Origin of the sequence: Gloeocapsopsis sp. IPPAS B-1203 (genome assembly GCF_002749975.1) — a bacterium.
Classification (GTDB): Bacteria; Cyanobacteriota; Cyanobacteriia; order Cyanobacteriales; family Chroococcidiopsidaceae; genus Gloeocapsopsis.
Map to the genome: position 1 here is coordinate 1 of NZ_PEIG01000025.1, position 22218 is coordinate 22218.

Below are 22218 nucleotides of genomic sequence, written 5' to 3' on the forward strand. Positions count from 1 at the left end.
CTGATGATGACGTGCTTGATATCGCGAGCAAAGAAGGTTGTCTACTCATTACTTCAGATAAAGATTTTGGTGAATTGGTTTTCCGATTGCAACGGATAACAGCAGGCGTGATTCTAGTCAGGTTAGCTGGGACTTTACTTGATGTGAAAGTAGAAATTATTTCACGCGCGATCGCCACCTATGCTGAACAACTTTCTTGTGCTTTTACAGTCATCTCTCGAAGTTCTATTCGCATTCGCAAACTCCTTTGATTAGAATTCCATGCAACAGAGCCTACGACTGTCGAGCCTCCTTTACCCCTGTAACTCTCTGCTCCCTATTCCCTTCTACTAAAACTTGAGAAAAATGGGAACAAAATTTATGAACGAACAGAGGTTTTTCGGCACAAAATTAAGGTGGATTAACTAGATATTTATACAAATTATCAAAAACCGCGTCAGCAGCAAGAGGGCTTTCAGTAGTCCATGCAAAAATATCGACAAGATAAACCCGGCCATTCTGAACAGCGTTGAGCTTTTTCCAAAGAGGTTTTTGTTTTAAGCTTTTATAAGCTTCTGTATGTCCGAATTCAGAAGCTAAAATAAATAAAATATCGCCATCCAATAGCTCCAGCCTTTCTTCAGAAATTGCTTCTATCGAACCACCATCAATAGAAATATTTTGTGCTGGAGGTCTTTGCAAATCTAATTCCTCGAATATAGAGCCTATAAATGAATTTTTAGCATAAGTGTATGCTCTTCGACCGTTATCATAGATGCCAGCAACAGAAATAGTTTTATCTTTATAACGATTACCAATAGCTGCTTTTAGATCTTTTATTTGCTGATTGTAATGATTCCAAACTTGTTGTGCTTCTGCTTCTCTGTTCAGTACTTTGGCGGTGATAGTGAATGCCTCTTTCCAGTTTTCGACTAAATCATCAAATGAAAACGCTACTGTAGGGGCAATTTGAGAAAGTAGAGGGTAAACCGCTTCAACAGCAGGCTCCCAAGCCAGAATCAAGTCAGGCTCAAGTTGGAGAATTTTTTCTAAATTAATATTAAATAATTGCCCTACACTCGCAATTTCTTCTACTTTGTCACCAAGAAAGGATTTATCGCTTAAAAAGGTTCTCAGTTCCTCAATTCCCCAAACGCTGCTACCAATTGGTTTGACACCCAAAGCAAGTGCATTGCTCAAGAGTGTTCTTGAAACAGTGATTACCCGTTTGGGATTGTTCGGGATACACGTTTCACCTATTGCATGTTGCACTATTCGGCAGGAAACTGAGAGTGGTTTGGGAGTCAGTACACTAGTATGGTTAATGGCTGAGTTGGTGCAGGCTGAAATGAGGGCTACTGTGAATAAGGTTAGTAGAAACAACCACATTCTCTCCCATACTTTTCTCTTATAAGGATTACTGTTGGACACAGGTTCCGTTCCTTGTTATTGATTAATCGCTTATCAAGCAACTTTTGAAAAGAATGAAAAATTGTTTGTACCTTAGCGAAAGATTGGAATTGAATCAGAACTCCCACGAAATTGTTCCCTGCACTGTGAATGGAGTACCACGATAAACCCGAAGCGTGCTGAGCGCAGATTCAAAATAATCCACGTCAAATAAATTTCTGAAATTGAGGGCAGCACGGAACCGATCGCGTCTGTAGAAAATCGATGCATCTGTCCGCAGATAGCTTGGCAATTCAACGCTGTTTTCTAAATCTATCTGTCGCTCTCCAACGAAGAATAATCCTAAACCAACTCCAAGACCTTGCAAATCTCCTGATGGGATCTCATAACTTGTCCAGAGGCTGAAGGCATTTTCAGGAACATTGTTTAATCGATTTCCAGTGGGGATGGCATTGTCTTCGGTTACTCTGGCGTCAGTGTAGACATAACCTGCAAGAATGCTCCATCCTGGCAAAATTTCGCCCTGAAGGTTGAGTTCTATCCCTCGACTACTTTGTTCTCCTGTCTGAATCGAAAATTCATCTGGGGGTACATCAGGTCTATTGTCAGGCGTCAAGACATTGCTACGGGTTAGGTCGTAGAAGGCAAGGGTTGCTGAGAGTTGATCATTGATATCCGCTTTGACCCCTACTTCATATTGGGTACCACGTTCAGGTTGAAACAAATCACCCTCAAATGTCGTGCCACTTAATGGAGTAAAAGAACGGCTGTAGCTGGCGTAGAGCGCGATAGGCTCAATGGGCTGATAGACAATCCCAATGCGGGGAGAGAAGGCGTCGCTCGTTTGACGGGTTTCTGTACCTACTACAAAATCACGATTGGTTTCCGTAGATAGATCAAATCTTCCACCTAGCAAGAGGTTGAGATTGTCTGTCAGAGTTACCTGATCTTGCATATAGATTCCTAAAGTGCTCCGGTAAAAACCTCCATTAAAAGCAAGGGAGAAAGGACTAAGCGGTTGTTCATAGACAGGATTAAACAAATCGATTGGTGCAGCAGTACCTGTAAATAGCTCTACGGTTCGGGTAAACTCACCCCAATCAACTCCAAAGACTAGCTGATGTTCAATTGAACCGGTTGTAAAATTGCCAATCAGATTGACATTGAAATCGTAGACGTTTGTATCGGTACCAATAAGGCTCTGAGTCACACGATTTAGGGTTCGGTTGTCAGCGTCAAGACTGGCAGGAAAAACATAGAAGCTATCGTCAGAATTAAAGTTTGCTGCTCTCCACTGAAATGCCTGTTGGATTAACCAGTTGTCGCTAAACTGATGCTCTAGCCGATAGCCTAATCTACTAATTCTGCTATCAAAAGCAGTGTCTGGTTCTCCAACATTCCGATCGCGAGGAATGTCGCCATTAGGGTTTGGCAGCACCGTACCTACTGCTGGCAAACCTGGATCAACAAATGTGCTTCTGTCTGTGTACTCACCCTCTAGGTTAAGGCGAGTGCGCTCACCGAGAGAAAAACTGATAACGGGTGCAATCGAAAATTGATTGGCGTTGAAAAAATCGACAAAACTTCCTCTGTCTAGATAGGCTGCATTGAGCCGATACAATATTGTTCTGGAGTCGTTTAACGGTCCTGATAAGTCAATCGCACCTCGGTAGAATTCGTAACTGCCAACGGTAGCATCAACAGCGTAGAAGGGATCTCTGAGAGGTTGTTTCGTTACCAAGTTGATGGTTCCCCCTGGATTAGCCAGTCCATAGAGGACAGATGCTGGACCTAGCAACACTTCAATCCTTTCAATATTAGGGGCTAAATCCACCACTGTAGCCCCACTTTCTCTCAACCCATTTCTGAGAATATTGTTGCCGTCAGAAGCGTTGGTCTCAAAGCCGCGGATCACAAAATCGGAAGCGTTAAGTCTTGAACTACCAAATACTGGAAGTACTCCAGGAACATTTTCCAGGGCTTCGTTGATTTGAGTGACATTTCGATCGCGCAACACCTCTTGCGGCACAACTTGAATCGATTGAGGAATATCGCGTAGCGGTGTATCTGTCCGCGTCGCAGTCGATGCACTCGACGGGTTATATCCCTCATCCTGCTCTCCCGTCACTACGATCTCAATTGTGTCTTCCTCTGTAACTTCTCCAGTATCACCCACTGTTACAGATAGAACTAACCCTTGTGCTTCTGCCGTCACCTCAGCCACAGGCGGCGCATCCGTCCCCGTAATCGTGACTTGTACTCTGTCACCTGGTAGACTGGTCGCACTTACCAGCGCAATACCCTCAACCGGATTTACTTGAGAAAACTCTTGGGCGATCGCTGCATTGGGAATATCTGCAATCAGTGTATTATCTATTATCTGAGTTTCCGGCACTTCCAGCGCACCATTTGCGATTTCTAGCACCACCTGCAATCCTGTTTCGGTTGCTTCTACGCGCACATTGGTAATTTGCACTAGCGACGCTTCAATTTGAGCCACCCAATCTTTGAGCGTGGTAGCAGGTTGCTTTAATTCGCTTAGTTGGGGAATCTCAGCAACGGATAAGGGCAATTCAGACACTCGGCGATCGCGTTGACCGTTTAACTCATCACTCTCTCGCTCTTGCTGTGTCCACCCAGGTAATGCTAACGCACCGACCAAACTTCCCGACACCACTATCAACGCCAACCGCGCCAGAACTAGAAACCACAACACGCGCATCTCAATCACTCTCACACCAATGAATCTGTTCTATTGCCACTCATTCTTAATAGCGATAGAGAGTAGTGTAGAGAAGTTGATTCAGCGTGTCTATCTAAAATCCGCCTTTGATCTAAAAACCGTCTTTTTTCCCGCTAAACATTGACTAGGCGTGATGCCAAAATGTCGCTTAAACGCTGCTGCAAATTGCCCTAAGTGTTCATAGCCGACCGAATTTGCGACCTCTGTCACCTTCACATCCCCTTGGCGCAATAACCTTTCTGCCTGCTCTAATCGCTGCTGGATTAGATAGCCCACTACCGTTGTGTTAAAGAGTATTTGAAACCCCCGCTGAAGCGTGCGATCGCTCACTCCCACTTGCTGCGCCAATTCCGACAGTGATGGCGGATGCGCAAATTGGCTGGTCAAAATCTCTTGGGCATAATGCAAACGTGCGATCGTCTCCGGCTTCAGTCGCGGATACGGTGTTTGATTGGCACGATCCGAAATAATGTCAAGGTGCATCGCCAACAGTTCTAACACCTTCGCTTGAAGATACATGCGCTTTGCTGCGCCGCGATAAGGTGCATTCCACATCTGCTCAGCCAGCGATCGCATCTTTGCCGTTACCTTCGGGTAAAATGAAACCTTCCAGTCTTCTCCTTTGAACAACTGTTTTATTGACTCAGAATGACGCTGGCGATCGCTCAAAAAAAATGGCTCCAACACTTCTGGCTCGATTTCTATATCAATGAAGGTTACACGATCTCCACTGAAATTCGTTTCAACATAAGCAGGCGAAATGCCACTCCCCGAAAAATAGCCGCGTGTCCCACCCAGACTAGGGTGAATATCACAATGTACGAAGCCAGATAGACAAATAAGAAGTTGGATTGGATGCTGGTGAGCAGTTTCCTTAAAACACCAGTCTTGACTACATTCGTAATCTGAAAGGGTTAATCTTAACCCAGGCGATAGCTCCATCACCCGCCTAAATTCCCGACCCAAAGCTTGTGGACTACCTACAAACTCCTCATACTCGTCAAGCACTAAATCGTCGGGTTGAGGTTGAGGAGACCGTTCGTACAGTTCCTTCCAATCAGATTGGTTGAGGATGAGCGTCATGGTGAGGAGGATTAGCCAGGAATCTAATTGTGATTGATTATCAATAAATTTACCACTGTTCACAGAATTAAGGGTAACGACCTGCCGTAAGCAATGCAATTTCAGTAACTGGGGCTGCATCGCTTTGACCGCCCTCTTCGTCACTCTAGTGGCTGTGTACTGATTTGACACGAATAGGCTTCATGCGATCGCACCTAAGTTCAGTACAGCACTTGCTTTTGACCATTACACAATTCAACACAGCAGGGCTAGTTTTTCCTGTGAACCCCGATCTCCGACTCTTTTTGAATGTTAGGACAAATTGTATCTTTGTGCTGGCTTGGGAAGTCTTCCCAACCTGAGAGTAATCCATTTAATTCAGCACGTAGAGTTAATAATTGCTTGACTTGTTGGTCAATTTGTGCAACTTTTTCCTCTAATTTTTCTTTTACTTCACCGCAGGGTAGTTCCCCTTGGTCATGAACATTTAAAATCTCGCCGATTTCTTCGAGACTCAGCCCAAGACTTTGGGCGCGTTTGATGAAAGACAGACGAGTTAGTACGTCAGAGGAAAATTGCCGAAAACCTCCTTCGGTTCGCCCTGTTGATTGCAGTAAACCTAAGCTTTCGTAATAGCGAATAGTTCTAATTGGAATTCCACTCAGTGTTGTTACTTGCCCAATTAGCAGTGCCTTTTTATCTTGAGTTAACATTAACTACCTCCAGACTGATAAGATTGGACATTCACATTAAAATACTACTGTCATTGCTCAACTCTCTAGTTGGCTAGAGATTTATTATAACTTTTATTCAGCAATAGAGTAGCTCGGATTTGGCATACTGGATGGTATGTATACTGAAACATAGTGCCTGTGACTATTCGCTCGCGCATTCTAGATGCAGCTAGACACTTAGCTAAAGATTACCCCATCGACAAAATCACTATGAGTGCTGTCGCCCAGAAAGCAGGTGTTAGTCAACCAACAGTTCGTCGCTACTTGGGTAGTAAAGATCAACTACAAGCATTTCTAGCAAATGAGCAACAGCGATCGCCGCAGTCAGCACTGTTGGATACTCGCAGTCGAATTCTGCAAGCAGCGCAGCAAGTATTTGCCCAAGAAGGTTACGAACGAGCAACCCTTGATGCGATCGCTAGCGCAATTGGTTTAACGAAGGGTGCTGTTTACTGGCACTTTCAAAGCAAAAGTGACTTATTTTTAGCATTACTAGAAGAACAATTGCAGTCTCCTCTATCTATCACGCCAGAAGTTGCTCAGCAAACTTTGAATCACCCTAATCCACAAGCAGAAGTTGCTAAGGTACTTGCTAGACAACTACAACACATTACAGCTAATCCCAACTGGTGCCGTCTTTACATGGAGTTTATGGTTCAAAGTCGCGAACCAGAGGTGCAAAACGTATTAACTAGTCCTAACTGTCGCGAACGTGAAACTGCAATCGTACAAATGCTGCAGCGATTGCAAGCTGAGGGAAAACTAGCTGCTGATGTCGATCCTTTTGTGATTGGAGTCTTCTGGGCTGCGCTGATTGATGGATTAATGCTCGTACAAATGGTGGAACCGGAACGTATTAACCTTGTAGCTTGGAGCGATCAGCTGGCAAGGCTTCTGTGGCAAGGAATTCAACCAACATCAAATAGTTAAATTATGTAGCAACTCTTTGCGAGCAATCTTTTTTAAGTTAGCATACTATACAGTAGGTATGTTGAAAAAAAAGTGAACTATGTTGCACAATGGTGTGGAACCAAAAGCACAGCGTACTCCAGGTTGGTATCAACGCTTTTTTGCCTGGATGATGGCACATGGAAATGCAGACTATGAGGCAGCGATGCGCGATCGCAAGCAAAAATTATTTGCTGGAGTGCATGGCAATGTTTTAGAAATTGGACCAGGAACGGGACCTAACTTGTCTTACTATCCTCACGATACGCACTGGATTGGAGTTGAGCCAAATCCGTATATGCATTCTTATTTAAGGCAAGAAGCCGAACGTGTTGGGTTAGATATTGAAATTCGTCATGGTACTGCGGAACGACTCGAAGTAGAAGATAACAGTGTGGATGCTGTTGTTAGCACGCTGGTTCTCTGTTCAGTAAATGATTTGGAAGGAACACTAAAAGAGGTTTTGCGAGTACTGAAGCCTGGCGGTCAGTTCTTTTTTCTCGAACACGTTGCGGCTTCTCAAAATACAAGGCTGCGTAAAATTCAAAATTGGATTAGTCCGCTTTGGCAAGTTCTGGGTGACGGGTGTCATCCAAATCGAGAAACTTGGAGTGTATTAGAAAAGGTAGGTTTTGAAAAGCTAGATTACGAGAATTTTCAAGCAGATGCAGTACCAGCACTTGTGAGTCCGCAAATTATTGGTGTAGCAACAAAGAAGGCTAAATAGTCCTGTAAGAATTGCAGATGCCCTACGACTGAAGTCGGGGCTATCCAAACGAAGTTGACGAGCGCACACTACATGTAAGAGTTTTATGGTTTAATCCACGGAGGTGGATTTAGTTTATGTAGTTGCGAATTTATTCGCCAAGCTTGGTTTTGCGAAATGTAAGAGTTTTATGATTTAATCCACGGAGGTGGATTTAGTTTATGTAGCTGCGAATTTATTCGCCAAGCTTGGTTTTGCGAAAGACAACATTATAGAGATTGCCTTCCCAATCATCAACAACTTGCACTACTTCAAACCCTGCTTGCGTCACTTCTTCAATTAGTAGTTCTTTTGTAATACCATGACCACCTCGGTTTTCTGGCACACCTTCTAACTTCCAAAAATTTAAGAACCAATTAGGAGGAAAGTCTGCGATCGCTAGTAATCCTTGAGGTTGTAAAGACTGCTGCAAACTCTCATTCATGCGTTCGGGTTGCGTGAAGTGATGATAGACACCCCTCATAAAAATTGCATCGCAACATTCTGGCGGTAAGTTAGTTTGATCGACTGCTCCTTGAATCACTTGTACGTTTGTCAGATTATGCTTTTTTACGTTATTTTGGATCGCTTTTAATTGCTGTGGGTTGAGTTCCGTCGAGTAGATCTTGCCACTAGGACCAATATGCTGTGCAATGCGGACAGTTAAATCTCCATTTCCAGCACCAATTTCTGCAACAACTGCACCAGGTTGCAAGTTCAATAAATGACTCAACCGATTTGCTTCATTGTCGAGAGACTGTTTGTTGTAGAACACCCAAGAAAAATAGGAGGCGATCGCTACCAACCCCATGAACCAAAATAGTTCTTTGTGGCGTTTAAAATTTTTAATCATAGTTGTGAATGGTTGAACGTAATTGATTACTTTTTAAATCCTAGACACGCAATACTTGACCAATGGGGAAATCCGCCAGTTAATGGATAGCAATGAATGTCAGTTAATCCTGCCTTGGTCATCATCGCTACTAAAATCTCTGGTGTCAGACAATCATTACCCCACTGCAATTGAATCAAAGATCCAAGTAGACCTGAAAGCGTTACGACAATGAGTATTGGCGCTTTTGGACGTAACACCCTCACCATCTCTTGAATTCCACGATCGGGGTTAGGCAAATGCTCCAACATATGCGCACTCATAACCAAGTCATAAGTGTTGTCATTAAAGGGCAACAGCCGCACATCACCCTGACAAACTTGATGATTCACTTCTGCTTGATTGAGTAACTGGCGTGCCTTTGCTAGCATTGCTGGAGAAATATCTACACCAACAATTTTTAAATGGTCTACAGTTTGGGCTAAAGAGAGACTAAGAGCACCTGTACCAATGCCACAATCGCATACACTTGAGCGATCGCTAAGAGTTAGCATTCCACATTTTTGTAGCGATCGAAATAACTTAACGTAGGCACGATGATAACCAAAAAGTTGAAGGTAAGCGTGCCAGCGTGGAGCAGCCTTATTGTACATTTGACGCAGTTGATCGTTTGTCGGACAAACTCGCTGAATTGAAATTTGCCACCATCCGATAACCCACTGCATGAGAAAAACTCCTAACGACATCAAATTGCTATAGTTTCAATGTCGCGCTTGCAGCAGCAATTTCCAATGTCCAAAAGGATAGGTGCAGGGATAGTTTTTCTGTATCAATTTCAAAAATGGTTGCTACAAATCAGGATCTCATCTTCTTTCTCCCGCAGTTCCCTCAACCTAAGAGATCGCGATTGTTTTGTGTAACTTTATTGCTTGAGGATCTCAAGTAAGTCGTCTGGAATAGACATTCTTTGTGTGTTGTCAAGGTTTACTCTGCCATCTCGCAACAAGCGTTTGCGCCCAAATAGTAAGGTTAAGGGTGCTGCCCATACAGTTTGCCAGAATTGTCCGTGAATCTCCTTAATATCTCTTTGTAACCAAGCTAACTTGAGCATTTCCCAGTGAGCGATCGCATGCGGCACAGGATACATCTGACCAAGAATATGTGCTCTTTGCAATGCTGTTCCACGCATCTGCAAAATTTTTTGCTTCAAGGGCTAGTTGTGCTTTAGATATTTCGGCTTGAAAATGTTCGCGTACGATTGCTTTCATCAGTGCCTCCTATCTTGGGTAGAAACTAATTCTGTCAGCATTCACCCCAAAACTGCTTTAATTCCAATATGATGCTTTCGGGGCAATTAGCCACTAGCCAAAAGGATGGTTGGCAGCATTTTTGGCGATCGCCTACTCCAAAAGCCCAATTTCTCTGGCTCGCATGACTGCCTGAGTGCGGTTACTTGCGTTCAGCTTGCTGTAGATATTGCGGGCGTGCCATTTCACAGTGGGAAGACTGACAATCAGTTCATCTGCGATCGCTTGATTAGAAAGACCATTCGCAAGGTAATGTAAAACCTCTAGTTCGCGATGACTCAAAGGTTCAATTAGAGACTGGGCTGGAGTCGGAACAACGACACGACCAAAAGCTGCAAATAAACAACTGACATATTTTGGATGAATTCCTTGTGTAGCAGCATGACGCAACAACGCAATCATCGGCTTGCCTTCATCGACAAACAGCCGAATATATTCTCCACTACGGGGGATATAAAGTGCTTTTTCTAAGTAATGTAACGCTTGTGCTATATCTTGACGAGCTTGAAATACTAAAGCTTGCAATATTAATACTTCCATTACTCGTGCTTTACGCCCACCTGCTTTGGCAAAATCATAAAGTCGGACGAGTAGTCGCATCGCATCATCGAGATATGATTGAGCTTCATTTGCCGACGTACCACGAGCAATGAGGACTCTGGCAAGGGTTAGGTAATCTAATTCAGAACTGTATTGCAGTTCATCCTCTACACCCAGATCGCTGTTTTCTGCCCAGGCGATCGCTTCTTCCAAATTTCCCTGCGCCAGATGCAATCGTACTCGACAAGTCGCAACAGAAAGAATTGTAGGCCACAACCACGTTGGTAATTGCTCTGCTGCTTGAATTGCTGCCCAGGCTGCTTGCGTATCGCCTTGCGCCTGACACACTCGTGCTAAGGTAATGTAGCCCATCATGACACCAGGTTGGCGTGTTTGGCTACCGCGTTCGATGCTCTCGTGTAAGTGTTGTGCTGCTGCTTCTAGTTGATTTTGTTCGCGTAAGAATTCAGCGATCGCTACTTGGACTAAAACACCTGCATAGGTTGCTAACCATCCCCGTTTGGTTGCTAGATCGACACCTTGTTGACATAGCGTTACTGCTTGATACATTCGCCCCCGCAAAGCTTGAAACTGCGCCTGTAAATACAAGCCCGCGATCGCTGGATCGGCAATACCTTTAACTTGACCAATGCGAGTGGCTTCATTCAAGACTGGAAGTGCTAAGGCAAAGTTGTCAGTCACAAAGTAGGTAACACCCAAATTTAAGACAATTATTGCCCGTATCCAGGAACCATCTTGAGGTAGGAGTTGTAATGCTTGTTGCATCAAGGCGATCGCTGTATTTCCATCTCCCTGTTGTCGTGCTTGCATTCCTTTGATTGCTGTAACGAGTCCCCAAAGCCTTTGGGTATTTGCACTTTCCTCTTGTGGTCGTTGTGTTAATAAATGTTCAATGTTGTGTACTGCAATAAACGCCGCGTCAAATTGTGATAAAGAATATCGCGCCCATCCCTCAGCCAGCAACAACCACGGGCGATTTGCTACGAGTTCTTGAGGTAGTGCTTCTAGCCAAGCAAGCAACGTTACCGGATCAAAGCGAGGATGACTCGTCTGTGCTTCTTGTTCAATCAATTCGGCTGCCCACAGAAAATCTTGAGCTGCGATCGCGTGTCCAATTGCTTCTAATATGAATTTGTGTTGTGCATACCACCAAGCAGCGCGACGGTGATACTCTGGTACTTGCTCAGATACGCGATACAACCGATGATGCAACAGTTCGCGAAAGAGGTGATGATATCGATACCAGTTGCGATCGCGGTCTAACGGCACAACAAATAGATTACGGTGTTCTAGCTGTTCTAATTCAATCACATTTAGCCCATCGTGTCCCACTACGGTTGCACAGAGCGAGTCACACATTCGCTCTAAAATTGAGGTTCGTAACAGAAAAGTTTGGATGTGTTTGGGCTGGCACTCTAGCACTTCCTCGACGAGGTAATCTAGGATGTAGCGCTGGTTTCCTGGCAAAGCAATCAATGCAGAGATGTCTTCTGCACTACGCACCGACAGTACTGCTAACTGTAACGCTGCAACCCATCCTTCTGTTCGTGCTTGAATTGTCTCTAGCTGTTCTTTTGATAGCTCTACGTGCATCGATTGATGCATAAATTCAGCGACCTCAGCAACAGTGAAACGCAAATCAGCCGTGCGGATTTCAGTTAATTGAGCGCAAGCCCGCATTCTTGCTAAAGGTAAGGGAGGATCGACACGACTTGCGATCGCTAAGTGAAGTTGCGGTGGGAGATGCTCAAGCAAAAAAGCGAGTGCTTCTTGGATCAGAGGCGCAGTAATGACATGGTAGTCATCTAAAGCTAAAACATACTCATCGGGAAGTCTGGCAATTTCATTAATTAGTGGAATTAAAAAAGACTCAAACCCAGCAGGCTCGATCGAGTGGAGCATTGCTAAAGTCGATTCTCCGATGTCATGTTTGAAGGCTTTGAGCGCATGCACAAAATATGTCCAGAAGCGCAAGGGTTGGTTATCACCTTCATCTAAAGATAGCCAACTGACTGCCATTTCGGCTTGACGCAACCACTCACTTAATAATGTTGTTTTTCCAAATCCAGCAGTTGCCGAAATCAGAATTAACTTGCACTCCCTACCCTGATTTAACTGCGCAATCAAGCGATCGCGCCTCACGAGGGACGAGCGTATTGTCGGAACATAAAATTTTGTCGATAACAGCGGGCTAGTCATAGGTCGTGCCTATCAATCTTTCTTATAGTTGCAGCACCGCAATGCAGATGAGTTAATTATCAAATTGCGATCGGGCTTAATCTTTAAGCTAGATGCTCGCTTTTCCCTAATTTAGCTTATACCTTAGAGTTAACCTTAAGAATGCAAAGGAGTACAGCGCTAGTGAGTAGGACGCTAAAGTTATGACTGCTGATTCAGTTATCCCGCGACAAAATCTCCCTGCCAAAATTTTTCATTGGCTCAATATCATTAGCTTGCTATTAATGGTGTTTATATTCTGGTGACACGCCGCTAGCGACATCGATTTGTTAGTGATAAAGATATCAAAGCACTACAGCGCACTCAAAACCAAAAGCGACGTAACTATGTTTACTACTTTACTAAATATTTGAATAAATCTTCAAGAATTTTATTAACTCCTAAAGGTCCACCAGCAAACCAATCACTTTGGCTTACTTCATACACCCGTTTATTTTGTGTTGCTTTCAAGTTAGACCAAAGAGGATGTTGTAAATAAGATGACAGAGGAGCATGGCTTTCATTAATTACAAATAAAACATCAGTATCATATTTATTTAAATGTTCCATACTTAATTCTAAGTAGCGTTCTTTTTGATTTTTCTGAATTGATGGACGCTTCAATCCTGCATCATCAAGAACTTGGTTAAATACAGTATCTTCATTAAAAGACTTAATATTTTGTCCAGAAATTCCAATGACAGAGACTTCTATGCTTTGTAACTGTTTACCCATTTGGCGTTGGAATTCTTGGATGCGGTTTTGGTACTGATTTAATACTAGCTCTGCTTCTTTCTCCTGGTTTAATACTTGGGCAATATAGCGGAAATTATCCTGAAAAGAAGTAAAGCTCTCCCAGTCAACCAACACTGTAGGAGCAATATTAACAAGTAAATTATAAATATCTTTGTGATATTCACGTCCCAAAATTAAGTCAGGTTTAAGCATGAGAATTTTCTCTAGAGAAGGCTGAAAGGCGCTGCCAACTTGTTGAATACCTGTTAATTGCTGGTAGTCTATACCACGAAAGAAAATTCCTTGTTCAGCGTTATAAGTAGCTACTCCAATTGGTTTTACACCCAAAGCCAACACAGGATCGAGGATAGTCGAGTCATGTAAAGTGATGATACGTTGAGGGTTCATTGGAATTTTTGTTTCACCTTCAGCATGCTTAACTATTCGTGTAGATAATAGTGAAGAAGTAGGTAAGGGCTTAACAATTTGGCTTGAACTATTGTGAGAAATGTTCTGACAAGACCACAGCAAAATAATAGAGATAAGTCCTAAAAAGAATAGTCTAATATAACTCCTAATGTTATTGTTCCTCATTGCAAATAAGACATTCTTCAAAAACTTATTAGTTAGAATGTTAACCTGGTTTTGATATTTAAAGTGCGTTTTTATTGTTACACTAAAAAATATTTTTTAAAAACTTCCTTTATTCCCTTTCGCGTAAGGAAATTTATATTCTTAATTTTCTCCTTTTTTAAAAAGTTAGCAAAAGCAAAAAATCACTGAACTATATTAAGTTTCATTTTGTCTAGCACCATAATCAGGCACAATAATTTCTACATCCCGTAGTTGACGAAATGCGTAACCAGCCAAACCAATCAGTACACCAAAGAAGGCAAATAAAGTATACTGAACTGCCATTCCTGCTCCAGAGCCTGTATCGAAAAAGCTACCTAAGATAGGTGTCAAACTGCCACCTGGTTGCATTGCGGGAGAGAAAACATAATCAGCCAATGGACCTGAAAGCGCTAACCCAACTGGGGAAGTCATTTGAGAAATCAGATAACGAGTAGCGAAGACACGCCCTTGTACATCTGGTTCTACTTTAGAAAGCCAAATGGCTTGATTGGAACTACTGATAAAAGGCCAAAAGAAAGCTGCAAAAAAGGCAGCAACTATCCAAATGGTTACTGAATTCCCTAGACCAAACACCATCATGCTGCTGTAACTGAATACTGTACCTAATAAAAACCCATGAATGCGACGCTTAAAACCACCCCAAATACTAAGCAAGGAAGCCCCAACTACACCACCGATGCCAGTAGCAGCTTGTATATTGGCGTATACGGCAGCATCATTAGCACTGCGAGCTAGAATGACTGGTGAATGTATTCCATACAAAATAGTATCTACAAAGTAGAGAAGCAGCAGAAACACCAGAATAGCTAAGAGGCTTGAACGTTTAATAATGTAGCGGAAACCAAAAGTTAGCTCTTGCCACAAAGTTTCGTTTTCTTGATTTTGTTTGCGACGCTCAGGTTGAGGAATATGCACAACCCAAATAGTCGCGATCGCCACAAAAAAGGTGCCCAGATCTATTGTTAATATACCGACTAAACCAATAGTGTAGTAAAGTATTCCGGCTAGGGCAGGAGCCATGATTGTTGAACCAAATTGGGTAATGTGTTCGCTCATGGCGGCGGCTCTTGTGTAATGCTGCTTCGGCACAATCATCGACATTGAAGCTGAATAAGCTAAACCTTGAAAGTAGCCAAAGAACCCATTAATACCTCCAGTTATATAGAGGTGCCAAATCTCTAGGCGATGAGTCAAAAATAATCCGAGGACAATCACAGTAGAAATTCCTGCTACTGTATCCCCCAACACGAGCAGTTGCTTGCGGTTCCAGCGATCCACAACTACCCCAGCAAAGGAAGACGCGATCACTCTTGGAATCTGGGTGAACAACAAAATCAAAGACAAGGGGGTTGCTTGCTCCGTTGCTTGCCATGCCCAAAGGGTAACAGCAAAGTTAGTCATTTCCGAACCCAGGATTGAAGCTACCTGACCAATCCAAATAATCAGAAATGTCCGCAGGCTAGTTGGCTGATATTGCTCCATATGGCAGGTGACGACAATCAGCAATTACCAACTAACGCGGTAATTGACGCTGAGGGTTCGACCTCGCTCCCAATTATTTAGGAGTTCATCAAGACCACCGCCTGCTTGGGAAAAAACCGAGGAGTACTTGTTATTGAGTAAATTTTGGATACCGACTTCTAGAGTTCCCACACCTATCTCAATGCTGCTGATGAAATCCACAATAAGATAGTCCGTAATTGAGACAAAATCACTTCCAGCTTCAAAGCCGCGATCGCGATTACCCACATAAAGAAATTGCAATCGGTTACGCCAGCCAGGAGTGGTTTGATTTTCGACATAAGCTGTTAGTTTCAGTGGTTGAACTTCTAAAGTTCGTAGAGCAGCATAATTACCATCTTCATCCTGATCGTCTTCTCCCTCTGTCCAAGTTAAGCTGCTACCAAGTCTCCAGCTGATTGTTGGCTGCCAATCAAGAGTTGCTTCCACCCCGTAGTTCCGTTGGGGAGCGCGAACAAACTGAAGTGTACCATCTGGTAAACCACGTGAGGATAAACCTAGATCCGAATAGTTATAGAACGCAGCCAGCGTTGCCTGTACGTTATTCCAATTGCCGCGTACGCCAATTTCGTAGTTGTCTATCTTTTGCGGCTGAAGAAAGCGAACATCCCGCTCAATGACAAATCCCAAGGGTAAAAAGTTGAGGACGCGGAAAAGTTGCGGTACTGAATAGCCTTGGGCAAAGTTAGTATAAAAACTGACTTCGGGTGTTACTGTATATACAGCACCAAGATTAAAAACAGTATCATTAAAGTCAAGTTCGCCACTTGGGACTGGAGGACCGACGTACGGATCGAAGTTGTCATCCAACACAGGAGTGAATTCGTCAACGCTGAAATTGAAGCTTTCATAACGCACCCCACCGCTGAGAATTAATTGTTCGGTCACATCCCATTGCAACTGAGTAAACAACCCTAAACTACTTAAATCGAAGGCTGGGTAATAAACTATTTCATCAATCTTGCGCAGAATCCGATTATTGTTGCTGCTGGTGTCAAAGGCAACTGGGTCAAACAATTCTTGGAGCGTATTTCCTTCTTGTTGTTGCTCATAATCGGCTCCCCATAGTAAGGAGACAGATGAAGATAATGGTGTCTGAATTTGTAATCTTCCACCAATAGCTTCTTCGTCAGCTCGGAATCGATTGATAGAATCAGCAAAGCGACCTCGATCGTCTCTAGCAAGACCTAATTCTTCAGACTGCCGATAATATGCTTGGGCTTGAACTGCACTGCCGAAAAGATTGTCATTAGTGTAGTTGAGGTTGACTGATGTACTTCTGATGCGCGGATCGTCAGTTCCCTGATAATTTTGATTTTCTCGCAGGGCGCGAGTTTTTTGCAATCCTGGAATCGTGCGGGTAATCGGATCGGCAATGTAATCCACATCACGCGAGTTATTCCCATAATTGACAGAGAATTGTAGACGTTGCTGCTCGTCGATACTAACTCCTATCTTGCCTAGGATATTTGTTGAAACAGTGTTATCCGATGTGGCGTTGTTGCTAGGAATGCGATCGCCATCGGCATCAAAGAAACTAGGAACGGTGTCTCGCGATAAGGAGAAAAGGTAGTCAAAACTGCCCTCGGTTCCAGAAATCCCATACTGCAGAAAATTTCCAAAGCTATCTCCTCCAAGAAATGCATTTCCTCCAGCCGCAGCACTTATCCCCAGTTGCGCAGTTGAAGTCAATGTGTCCTCACTTGGTCTTCTGGTAATGATATTGATAACTCCGCCAGAAGCTCCCTGACCGTAGACAGCTGTTGGTCCGCGCACAACTTCAATCCGTTCAATTGCATCTGGTGAAATGTACTCCAACTGAGTGTTGACAAATGAATTGCCTTGCTGAGGTACACCGTCAATTAAAATGGAAACTGGTCTTCCCCGTAAAGTTTGGGCGTTTCCTGCGCGATTGAGTGAGTTTGGTGGTCCTAAGCCTGGAACTGTCCGACCAACGATATCCCCGATATCATTTGTTAAAGTTGATTGTTCCTCAATTTGTTCGCGGGTAATCACCGTTACACTGCGCGGCACGTTTGTGATTTCTTCTGCTGTACGTGTCGCTGTTACAACTATTTCAATTGGGTCTTCAGTTGCAGCAGATGGTTCTTCTGACTCTTGTTGCGTTTGTGGTTGTTGTGTGAAAGAGGCAACTGGTGTCAAGCTGATAATTAAACCCTCTTCACTATCAAACAACTCGGCTGTTGGCACTGCTGTTCCTGTGACTACGACTCGGATGGTATTAGCATCTTGATTGGTGACTATTACCTCAGAGATTTCTGCTACTGGGTTTTCTTGACGGAACGTATTATTACCTGATGGTAAACGCAGTTGCGCGTTAGGAATCTCGGCAATATAGTTATTTCCTTGACTCTTATTTATAGGTTGTAGTTTTTCCGCTTGATTTGTCTCTAAAATGACCTCTATTCCTTTATCAGTTGTTTGTAACCTAACACCTGTAATTTGAATGTATGCTTGAGACTCTTGTTTAATATTGGTCAGAGGGTGTTCGATTTCTTGTAAAGAAGAAATAGGATGTGAAGAGTTAGCTAGCCTCAGAATTTCTTCTTGTAACATTCCTTGAGCTTGCGCGCGTTTAAAAGGAGAAACCAAAACTAAAGCTAAAATCGTCATCAAAACAAGTCTTTGTAGTTGACTAGCCATAACTCCACATAACCAGATACAAAAGTTGAGAAGTTTTTTAAATAAATAGAATTGTTCAACACCACAAAACTTGGCTCCAGTACTTCCTGCATTGGCGGAGTATGAGCAGTATGTTCAGTGCAGTTTTTAGTAATTACTATCAGTAAGCTTATAGGAAAGTTTGAAAGTTTAAAGCATGGATTTGATGGCTAGGCGGAATTTCTTGGTGGCTAGGCGGAATTTTTTCTCTGTTTTTGACGGCTTTTCAGATATAAGCTAGGGTTAACTCCATACTTCTTGCGAAATGCGGCTGCAAAGTAACTGCGGTCTGCAAAACCAACTGTACGAGCAACTTCCCCTACGCTCATTTCACCTGCTGCTAAAAGTTGTTCTGCTTTTTCTAATCTGTAGTGATGCAAATAACTAAAAGCTGTTGTACCAAATACTTGATGAAAACCTCGTTTGAGAGTGCAATCATTCAAACCTACTAATCGCGCTAGTGCAATTAAGGAAGGAGGATTATCTATATTCTTTATCAAAACGTCTTTTGCATAGTGAATGCGTTCAATATCATCTGGCTTGAGGTAATAGATATCTTTTTTAAATTGTCCTAGTGCTAACTCTTCTACAATTAGCAATGCGATTAACTCTAATGCCTTACTTTCCAAATATATACGCTTAGCAACGTCTTGATAGGGACACTGTAGAATTTGTTGCAAAGCAATTGTCATCAAAGAATTCGTATTACCTGAACGCACATAATACCTGTTTTCTGGCTTTCCCAATAAATGGGTAAGTTGTGTAGCTTTTTGCTCAGTGTGTAGGTCTAGATATGAGTAAAAAAACTCTGCTTCAATCTGAATACTAATTGAAACATTTTTTGGGTTTGCTAACCATTCATAACATTCTTTTGGTGCTAAACCACTACCACATACAGCGTACTGGTCGGTAAAAGCAGAACTAAATTGATTTTTGTGACCACCGGATAGATAGAAGGTGAACTCTACATCGTGTTGGCGTTCTGGAGATTTGAGTATGAGATGATCGTGGAGTTGATACTCAGCAATTGTTAAGTCCAACCCTTCCCGCAATTGAAGATATCGGATGTATCCTTGACCTAACTCCTGGGGATATCGGTAAATTGTGTCAAACTCATCTGTAAACTGCTTTGGGAGTTCTTCAGCTTCTGAGAATAATTGCCAGAAATCTGTCTGCAAAATCGTAATGGACATTAGCTCTATATAGCGTCTGCGAGAAGTGAAATTACCACTAATAAATATTAGTTGAGTTTGTATTATTGCAAAAACATCCTAACAGAAGGCGTGTAAAGTTTTACCAGCGATCGCTACCACTTGCGCTATTAGAGATTTGTTAAAACTACGCTATGTCAGTTCTAGCCTGGGAAACAAGTTTTACTAGCACTGAAGCTTCTTGAGGATAGTGCTTATACTTAATTGCCAAGTATTCTTTCCCATAATTTAGCTGATACGTTAGAGTAAACCCTGGGAATAGATAGTGAGTAGGACGCTAAAGTTATGACGGCTACTGATTCAGTACAAGCGCGATCGCCTCTTATCCCGCGACAAAGTATCGCTGCCAAAATTTTTCACTGGCTCAATATTATTAGCTTGTTATTAATGATTACTAGCGGATTGCAAATATATAATGCCAATCCAGTTTTTGGCGGACGTAACGGCATTCCTTTCCCGCCGATATTTTTGCTGGGAGGTTGGCTAGCAGGCGGGAGACACTGGCATTTTGCCGCCATGTGGCTATTTGCACTTAATTTGCTATGGTACGGTATTTATATTCTGGTGACACGCCGCTGGCGACATCGATTTGTCAGTGGTAAAGATATCAAAGCACTACAGCGTACTCAAAACCAAAAGCGACGCAACTATGCTTGGCATCGCATTGCTTACACGGCAATTATTCCCATATTGCTATTAGCGATATTTAGTGGATTAGGGATGTATAAACCTGCTCAATTTCACTGGATTGTTGATTGTTTTGGCAGTTGGCAAGCTTTAAGAATTGTTCACTTTGCAACAGTACCATTAGTCGTTATCTACGCTGCAATTCACTCGTGGTTAAGTTTAAAGGTTGGTGGTTCCCGCCTAGTTGAATCGATGTTTTGGTAGTCCACGCAGGTGGACTTTGTTTATCAGCCGCGACTTCAGTCGCCAGGTGTCCCATCAAATTCACGTAAAAAAATGCATCAATTTCCGTCACGTCGCCGCTTTTTAGAATTATCTGGGCTTTCAAGTCTGAGTTTATTACTCGGCGGGTGTGCGCTGAGTTTAGTAGAAGGAGTTGTCGGTAAGACATTTGAACCACGTAACCAAAGCGTCGAGTCTTTACTATTTAATTCTCAAAAGCTGATACCAGAATTTCCTGAAAGTGAGATTGAGCCAGAAGCACTCATTGTTAATACCTATAGATTTACTCCTGTTATCGATCCATCAACCTTTCGGTTAGTCATTGATGGTCAAGTGGATAATCCTTTGAGCTTGAGCATTGCAGAAATTCAGCAGCTACCGCATCAGACTATGACAATTCGTCATGTTTGCGTTGAAGGATGGGCGGCGATCGTGCAATGGGGTGGTGTCCGCCTTGGCGATTTGGTAACACTGGCGCAACCCAAATCAGATGTCCGCTATGTTTACTTTGAATCGGCGGATGGCTACTACGAAAGTTGGGATTTAGCTTCTGCGGTTCATCCGCAAACACTCCTTGCCGATCAAAAGAATGGAGAACCTTTACCAATAGAAAACGGTGCGCCTTTACGTCTTGCTTCGCCAATTAAACTCGGTTACAAGCAAAGTAAATGGGTAACGCGAATTACATTAGTTAATCAACTGCGGCGTTCTAAAGGGTATTGGGAAGATCAAGGTTACGAATGGTATGCAGGGCTTTAATGCAGCTGTTATGTCATTGCCTCAGCATTACGCGATCGCCTAATTCCTACTTTTGCCAGTTAGATTCATTTTTGTTTCTCTCATAGCTACTAGTGCTAGCAACCGCGAAAAAGGCAAGTGAGAGGAGGAAGGCTAAAAGTATAGAAATTTACCTTTAAAAGTACCACAGCAATCAATCCTGAGAAAGACGCAATCATCTATCTGCCATCCTAACTTTGTAAGGGTCAACAGCGAACAACTCACTTAGCTCGTTGGGTAGTGAAACAACCTGTGGCAAAGGCTCGTGGAGTAATCACGTGGGGGTTTCAATAAATAACTGGTACGCGAACTTATGCACATTCATCATCTCAACTGCGGCTGTATGTGCCCAATCGGTGGGGCACTTTTTGATGGCTTCAGCCGCAGCTTATTTTCTCACCTTGTCTGCCACTGTCTGCTGATTGAAACGAATCAGGGACTTGTTCTAGTCGATACTGGCTTTGGATTGCGTGATGTCCAGTCGCCTTACTCGCGGCTCAGTCCGTTTTTCATCCATTTTAATAATATCCAGTTTGAGCGCAAATATACGGCGATCGCACAGATTAACCAGCTAGGATTTTCTGCCAATGACGTACGCCACATTGTACTAACCCATCTCGATTTCGATCATGCAGGCGGTTTAGAAGATTTCCCCGAAGCAACGGTGCATGTCATGCAAGCTGAGATTGAGGCAGTCCAAGATCGCCGTGGTTTCATCGCAACTCGGCGTTATCGGTCACAGCAGTGGGATGAAGTCAAACACTGGAAATACTATACGGCAGGAGGCGAACCCTGGTATGGTTTTGAGGCAGTCCGCGATCTTGCTGGATTGCCACCAGAAATTCTGCTGATTCCGTTAACGGGTCACACGCGGGGTCATGCTGGCATTGCTATTCAAACACCGAATGGTTGGCTTTTACATGCAGGTGATGCCTATTTCTACCGACACGAGATGGATGCCTCAAATCGACATTGCACGCCAGGGCTACGAGTTTATCAGTCGATGATGGAGGTAGATCGCAAAGCGCGGCTCCACAATCAAGCGCGGTTACATACCCTATCGAGCAATCACCGCGATGTTCGCCTCTTTTGTAGTCATGATGCTGTCGAATTCAAAACGTTTACCAGCTATCGTGATGAATAACATCGCCACTTGTCCAACCAGTCAGCAAAGTCAATACCTGAACCTCTCGTTAGAGAGAGGCGCAA

Annotated in this window: 18 protein-coding genes; 6 read left to right on the forward strand and 12 right to left on the reverse strand. The window is 43.2% G+C overall.

Annotation, left to right across the window (positions count from 1 at the left end; all coding sequences use genetic code 11):
- Positions 1 to 251, forward strand: a 251-nt coding sequence (locus CSQ79_RS28515; protein WP_099704051.1) for a DUF5615 family PIN-like protein, incomplete at its 5' end; no start/stop codon positions are given.
- Positions 252 to 390: 139 nt separating this feature from the next.
- On the opposite strand, the gene CSQ79_RS26215 is transcribed toward CSQ79_RS28515, so the two are convergent.
- The 4 genes from CSQ79_RS26215 to CSQ79_RS26230 all read right to left on the reverse strand — a co-directional run bounded on the left by CSQ79_RS26215 (position 391) and on the right by CSQ79_RS26230 (position 5907).
- Positions 391 to 1179, reverse strand: coding sequence for an iron-siderophore ABC transporter substrate-binding protein (locus CSQ79_RS26215; protein WP_289501572.1), 789 nt, complete (start codon positions 1177 to 1179; stop codon positions 391 to 393).
- Positions 1180 to 1504: 325 nt separating this feature from the next.
- Positions 1505 to 4111, reverse strand: a complete 2607-nt coding sequence (locus tag CSQ79_RS26220; protein ID WP_099704052.1) for a TonB-dependent siderophore receptor — start codon at positions 4109 to 4111, stop codon at positions 1505 to 1507.
- Between the two features lie 90 nt (positions 4112 to 4201).
- Complete coding sequence (locus tag CSQ79_RS26225) at positions 4202 to 5335, reverse strand: AraC family transcriptional regulator (protein WP_289501573.1); 1134 nt, start codon at positions 5333 to 5335, stop codon at positions 4202 to 4204.
- Positions 5336 to 5463: 128 nt separating this feature from the next.
- Complete coding sequence (locus CSQ79_RS26230) at positions 5464 to 5907, reverse strand: heavy metal-responsive transcriptional regulator (RefSeq protein ID WP_099704053.1); 444 nt, start codon at positions 5905 to 5907, stop codon at positions 5464 to 5466.
- 159 nt (positions 5908 to 6066) lie between these two features.
- Between CSQ79_RS26230 and CSQ79_RS26235 the strand changes: the two genes are divergently transcribed.
- Together CSQ79_RS26235 and CSQ79_RS26240 are read left to right on the forward strand one after the other, a co-directional pair.
- Positions 6067 to 6858 carry a TetR/AcrR family transcriptional regulator gene (locus tag CSQ79_RS26235; RefSeq protein ID WP_143755510.1) on the forward strand — a complete coding sequence of 264 codons (792 nt, stop codon included), beginning with the start codon at positions 6067 to 6069 and terminating at the stop codon, positions 6856 to 6858.
- Positions 6859 to 6937: 79 nt separating this feature from the next.
- The gene (locus tag CSQ79_RS26240) at positions 6938 to 7603 is read left to right on the forward strand and encodes a class I SAM-dependent methyltransferase (protein ID WP_099704055.1); all 666 of its coding nucleotides are present in this window, start codon (positions 6938 to 6940) and stop codon (positions 7601 to 7603) included.
- A 214-nt stretch (positions 7604 to 7817) separates the two neighbouring features.
- On the opposite strand, the gene CSQ79_RS26245 is transcribed toward CSQ79_RS26240, so the two are convergent.
- The 8 genes from CSQ79_RS26245 to CSQ79_RS26285 form a co-directional block, all read right to left on the reverse strand.
- Positions 7818 to 8474, reverse strand: coding sequence for a class I SAM-dependent methyltransferase (locus CSQ79_RS26245; RefSeq protein WP_099704056.1), 657 nt, complete (start codon positions 8472 to 8474; stop codon positions 7818 to 7820).
- 26 nt (positions 8475 to 8500) lie between these two features.
- Entirely contained in the window at positions 8501 to 9178 is a 678-nt protein-coding gene (locus tag CSQ79_RS26250) for a class I SAM-dependent methyltransferase (protein ID WP_099704093.1), read from the reverse strand.
- 197 nt (positions 9179 to 9375) lie between these two features.
- On the reverse strand, positions 9376 to 9663 hold the full coding sequence (locus CSQ79_RS26255) for a DUF3703 domain-containing protein (protein ID WP_289501574.1): 288 nt from the start codon (positions 9661 to 9663) through the stop codon (positions 9376 to 9378).
- A gap of 190 nt (positions 9664 to 9853) precedes the next feature.
- Complete coding sequence (locus CSQ79_RS26260; protein ID WP_099704057.1) at positions 9854 to 12520, reverse strand: winged helix-turn-helix domain-containing protein; 2667 nt, start codon at positions 12518 to 12520, stop codon at positions 9854 to 9856.
- Positions 12521 to 12892: 372 nt separating this feature from the next.
- Complete coding sequence (locus CSQ79_RS26270; RefSeq protein WP_289501575.1) at positions 12893 to 13681, reverse strand: iron-siderophore ABC transporter substrate-binding protein; 789 nt, start codon at positions 13679 to 13681, stop codon at positions 12893 to 12895.
- A 381-nt stretch (positions 13682 to 14062) separates the two neighbouring features.
- The gene (locus CSQ79_RS26275) at positions 14063 to 15391 is read right to left on the reverse strand and encodes an MFS transporter (protein ID WP_289501576.1); all 1329 of its coding nucleotides are present in this window, start codon (positions 15389 to 15391) and stop codon (positions 14063 to 14065) included.
- A 24-nt stretch (positions 15392 to 15415) separates the two neighbouring features.
- Positions 15416 to 18094, reverse strand: a complete 2679-nt coding sequence (locus tag CSQ79_RS26280) for a TonB-dependent receptor domain-containing protein (RefSeq protein ID WP_099704059.1) — start codon at positions 18092 to 18094, stop codon at positions 15416 to 15418.
- A 209-nt stretch (positions 18095 to 18303) separates the two neighbouring features.
- On the reverse strand, positions 18304 to 19305 hold the full coding sequence (locus CSQ79_RS26285; protein ID WP_099704060.1) for an AraC family transcriptional regulator: 1002 nt from the start codon (positions 19303 to 19305) through the stop codon (positions 18304 to 18306).
- A gap of 303 nt (positions 19306 to 19608) precedes the next feature.
- Here CSQ79_RS26285 and CSQ79_RS26290 point away from each other — a divergent pair, with 303 nt between their 5' ends.
- The 3 genes from CSQ79_RS26290 to CSQ79_RS26300 all read left to right on the forward strand — a co-directional run bounded on the left by CSQ79_RS26290 (position 19609) and on the right by CSQ79_RS26300 (position 22153).
- Positions 19609 to 20214, forward strand: a complete 606-nt coding sequence (locus tag CSQ79_RS26290; protein ID WP_099704061.1) for a cytochrome b/b6 domain-containing protein — start codon at positions 19609 to 19611, stop codon at positions 20212 to 20214.
- Between the two features lie 72 nt (positions 20215 to 20286).
- On the forward strand, positions 20287 to 20991 hold the full coding sequence (locus CSQ79_RS26295) for a molybdopterin-dependent oxidoreductase (protein ID WP_099704062.1): 705 nt from the start codon (positions 20287 to 20289) through the stop codon (positions 20989 to 20991).
- Between the two features lie 331 nt (positions 20992 to 21322).
- On the forward strand, positions 21323 to 22153 hold the full coding sequence (locus CSQ79_RS26300; RefSeq protein ID WP_099704063.1) for an MBL fold metallo-hydrolase: 831 nt from the start codon (positions 21323 to 21325) through the stop codon (positions 22151 to 22153).
- The last annotated feature ends 65 nt before the right edge of the window (positions 22154 to 22218 follow it).

Coding starts and splice junctions, on each gene's coding strand:
- CSQ79_RS26275 (WP_289501576.1), bottom strand. CDS start 15,391: ATGGAGCAATATCAGCCAACTAGCCTGCGGACATTTCTGATTATTTGG.
- CSQ79_RS26220 (WP_099704052.1), bottom strand. CDS start 4,111: ATGCGCGTGTTGTGGTTTCTAGTTCTGGCGCGGTTGGCGTTGATAGTG.
- CSQ79_RS26285 (WP_099704060.1), bottom strand. CDS start 19,305: ATGTCCATTACGATTTTGCAGACAGATTTCTGGCAATTATTCTCAGAA.
- CSQ79_RS26290 (WP_099704061.1), top strand. CDS start 19,609: ATGACGGCTACTGATTCAGTACAAGCGCGATCGCCTCTTATCCCGCGA.
- CSQ79_RS26250 (WP_099704093.1), bottom strand. CDS start 9,178: ATGCAGTGGGTTATCGGATGGTGGCAAATTTCAATTCAGCGAGTTTGT.
- CSQ79_RS26240 (WP_099704055.1), top strand. CDS start 6,938: ATGTTGCACAATGGTGTGGAACCAAAAGCACAGCGTACTCCAGGTTGG.
- CSQ79_RS26300 (WP_099704063.1), top strand. CDS start 21,323: ATGCACATTCATCATCTCAACTGCGGCTGTATGTGCCCAATCGGTGGG.
- CSQ79_RS26230 (WP_099704053.1), bottom strand. CDS start 5,907: ATGTTAACTCAAGATAAAAAGGCACTGCTAATTGGGCAAGTAACAACA.
- CSQ79_RS26270 (WP_289501575.1), bottom strand. CDS start 13,681: ATGAACCCTCAACGTATCATCACTTTACATGACTCGACTATCCTCGAT.
- CSQ79_RS26225 (WP_289501573.1), bottom strand. CDS start 5,335: ATGCAGCCCCAGTTACTGAAATTGCATTGCTTACGGCAGGTCGTTACC.
- CSQ79_RS26260 (WP_099704057.1), bottom strand. CDS start 12,520: ATGACTAGCCCGCTGTTATCGACAAAATTTTATGTTCCGACAATACGC.
- CSQ79_RS26245 (WP_099704056.1), bottom strand. CDS start 8,474: ATGATTAAAAATTTTAAACGCCACAAAGAACTATTTTGGTTCATGGGG.
- CSQ79_RS26280 (WP_099704059.1), bottom strand. CDS start 18,094: ATGGCTAGTCAACTACAAAGACTTGTTTTGATGACGATTTTAGCTTTA.
- CSQ79_RS26295 (WP_099704062.1), top strand. CDS start 20,287: ATGCATCAATTTCCGTCACGTCGCCGCTTTTTAGAATTATCTGGGCTT.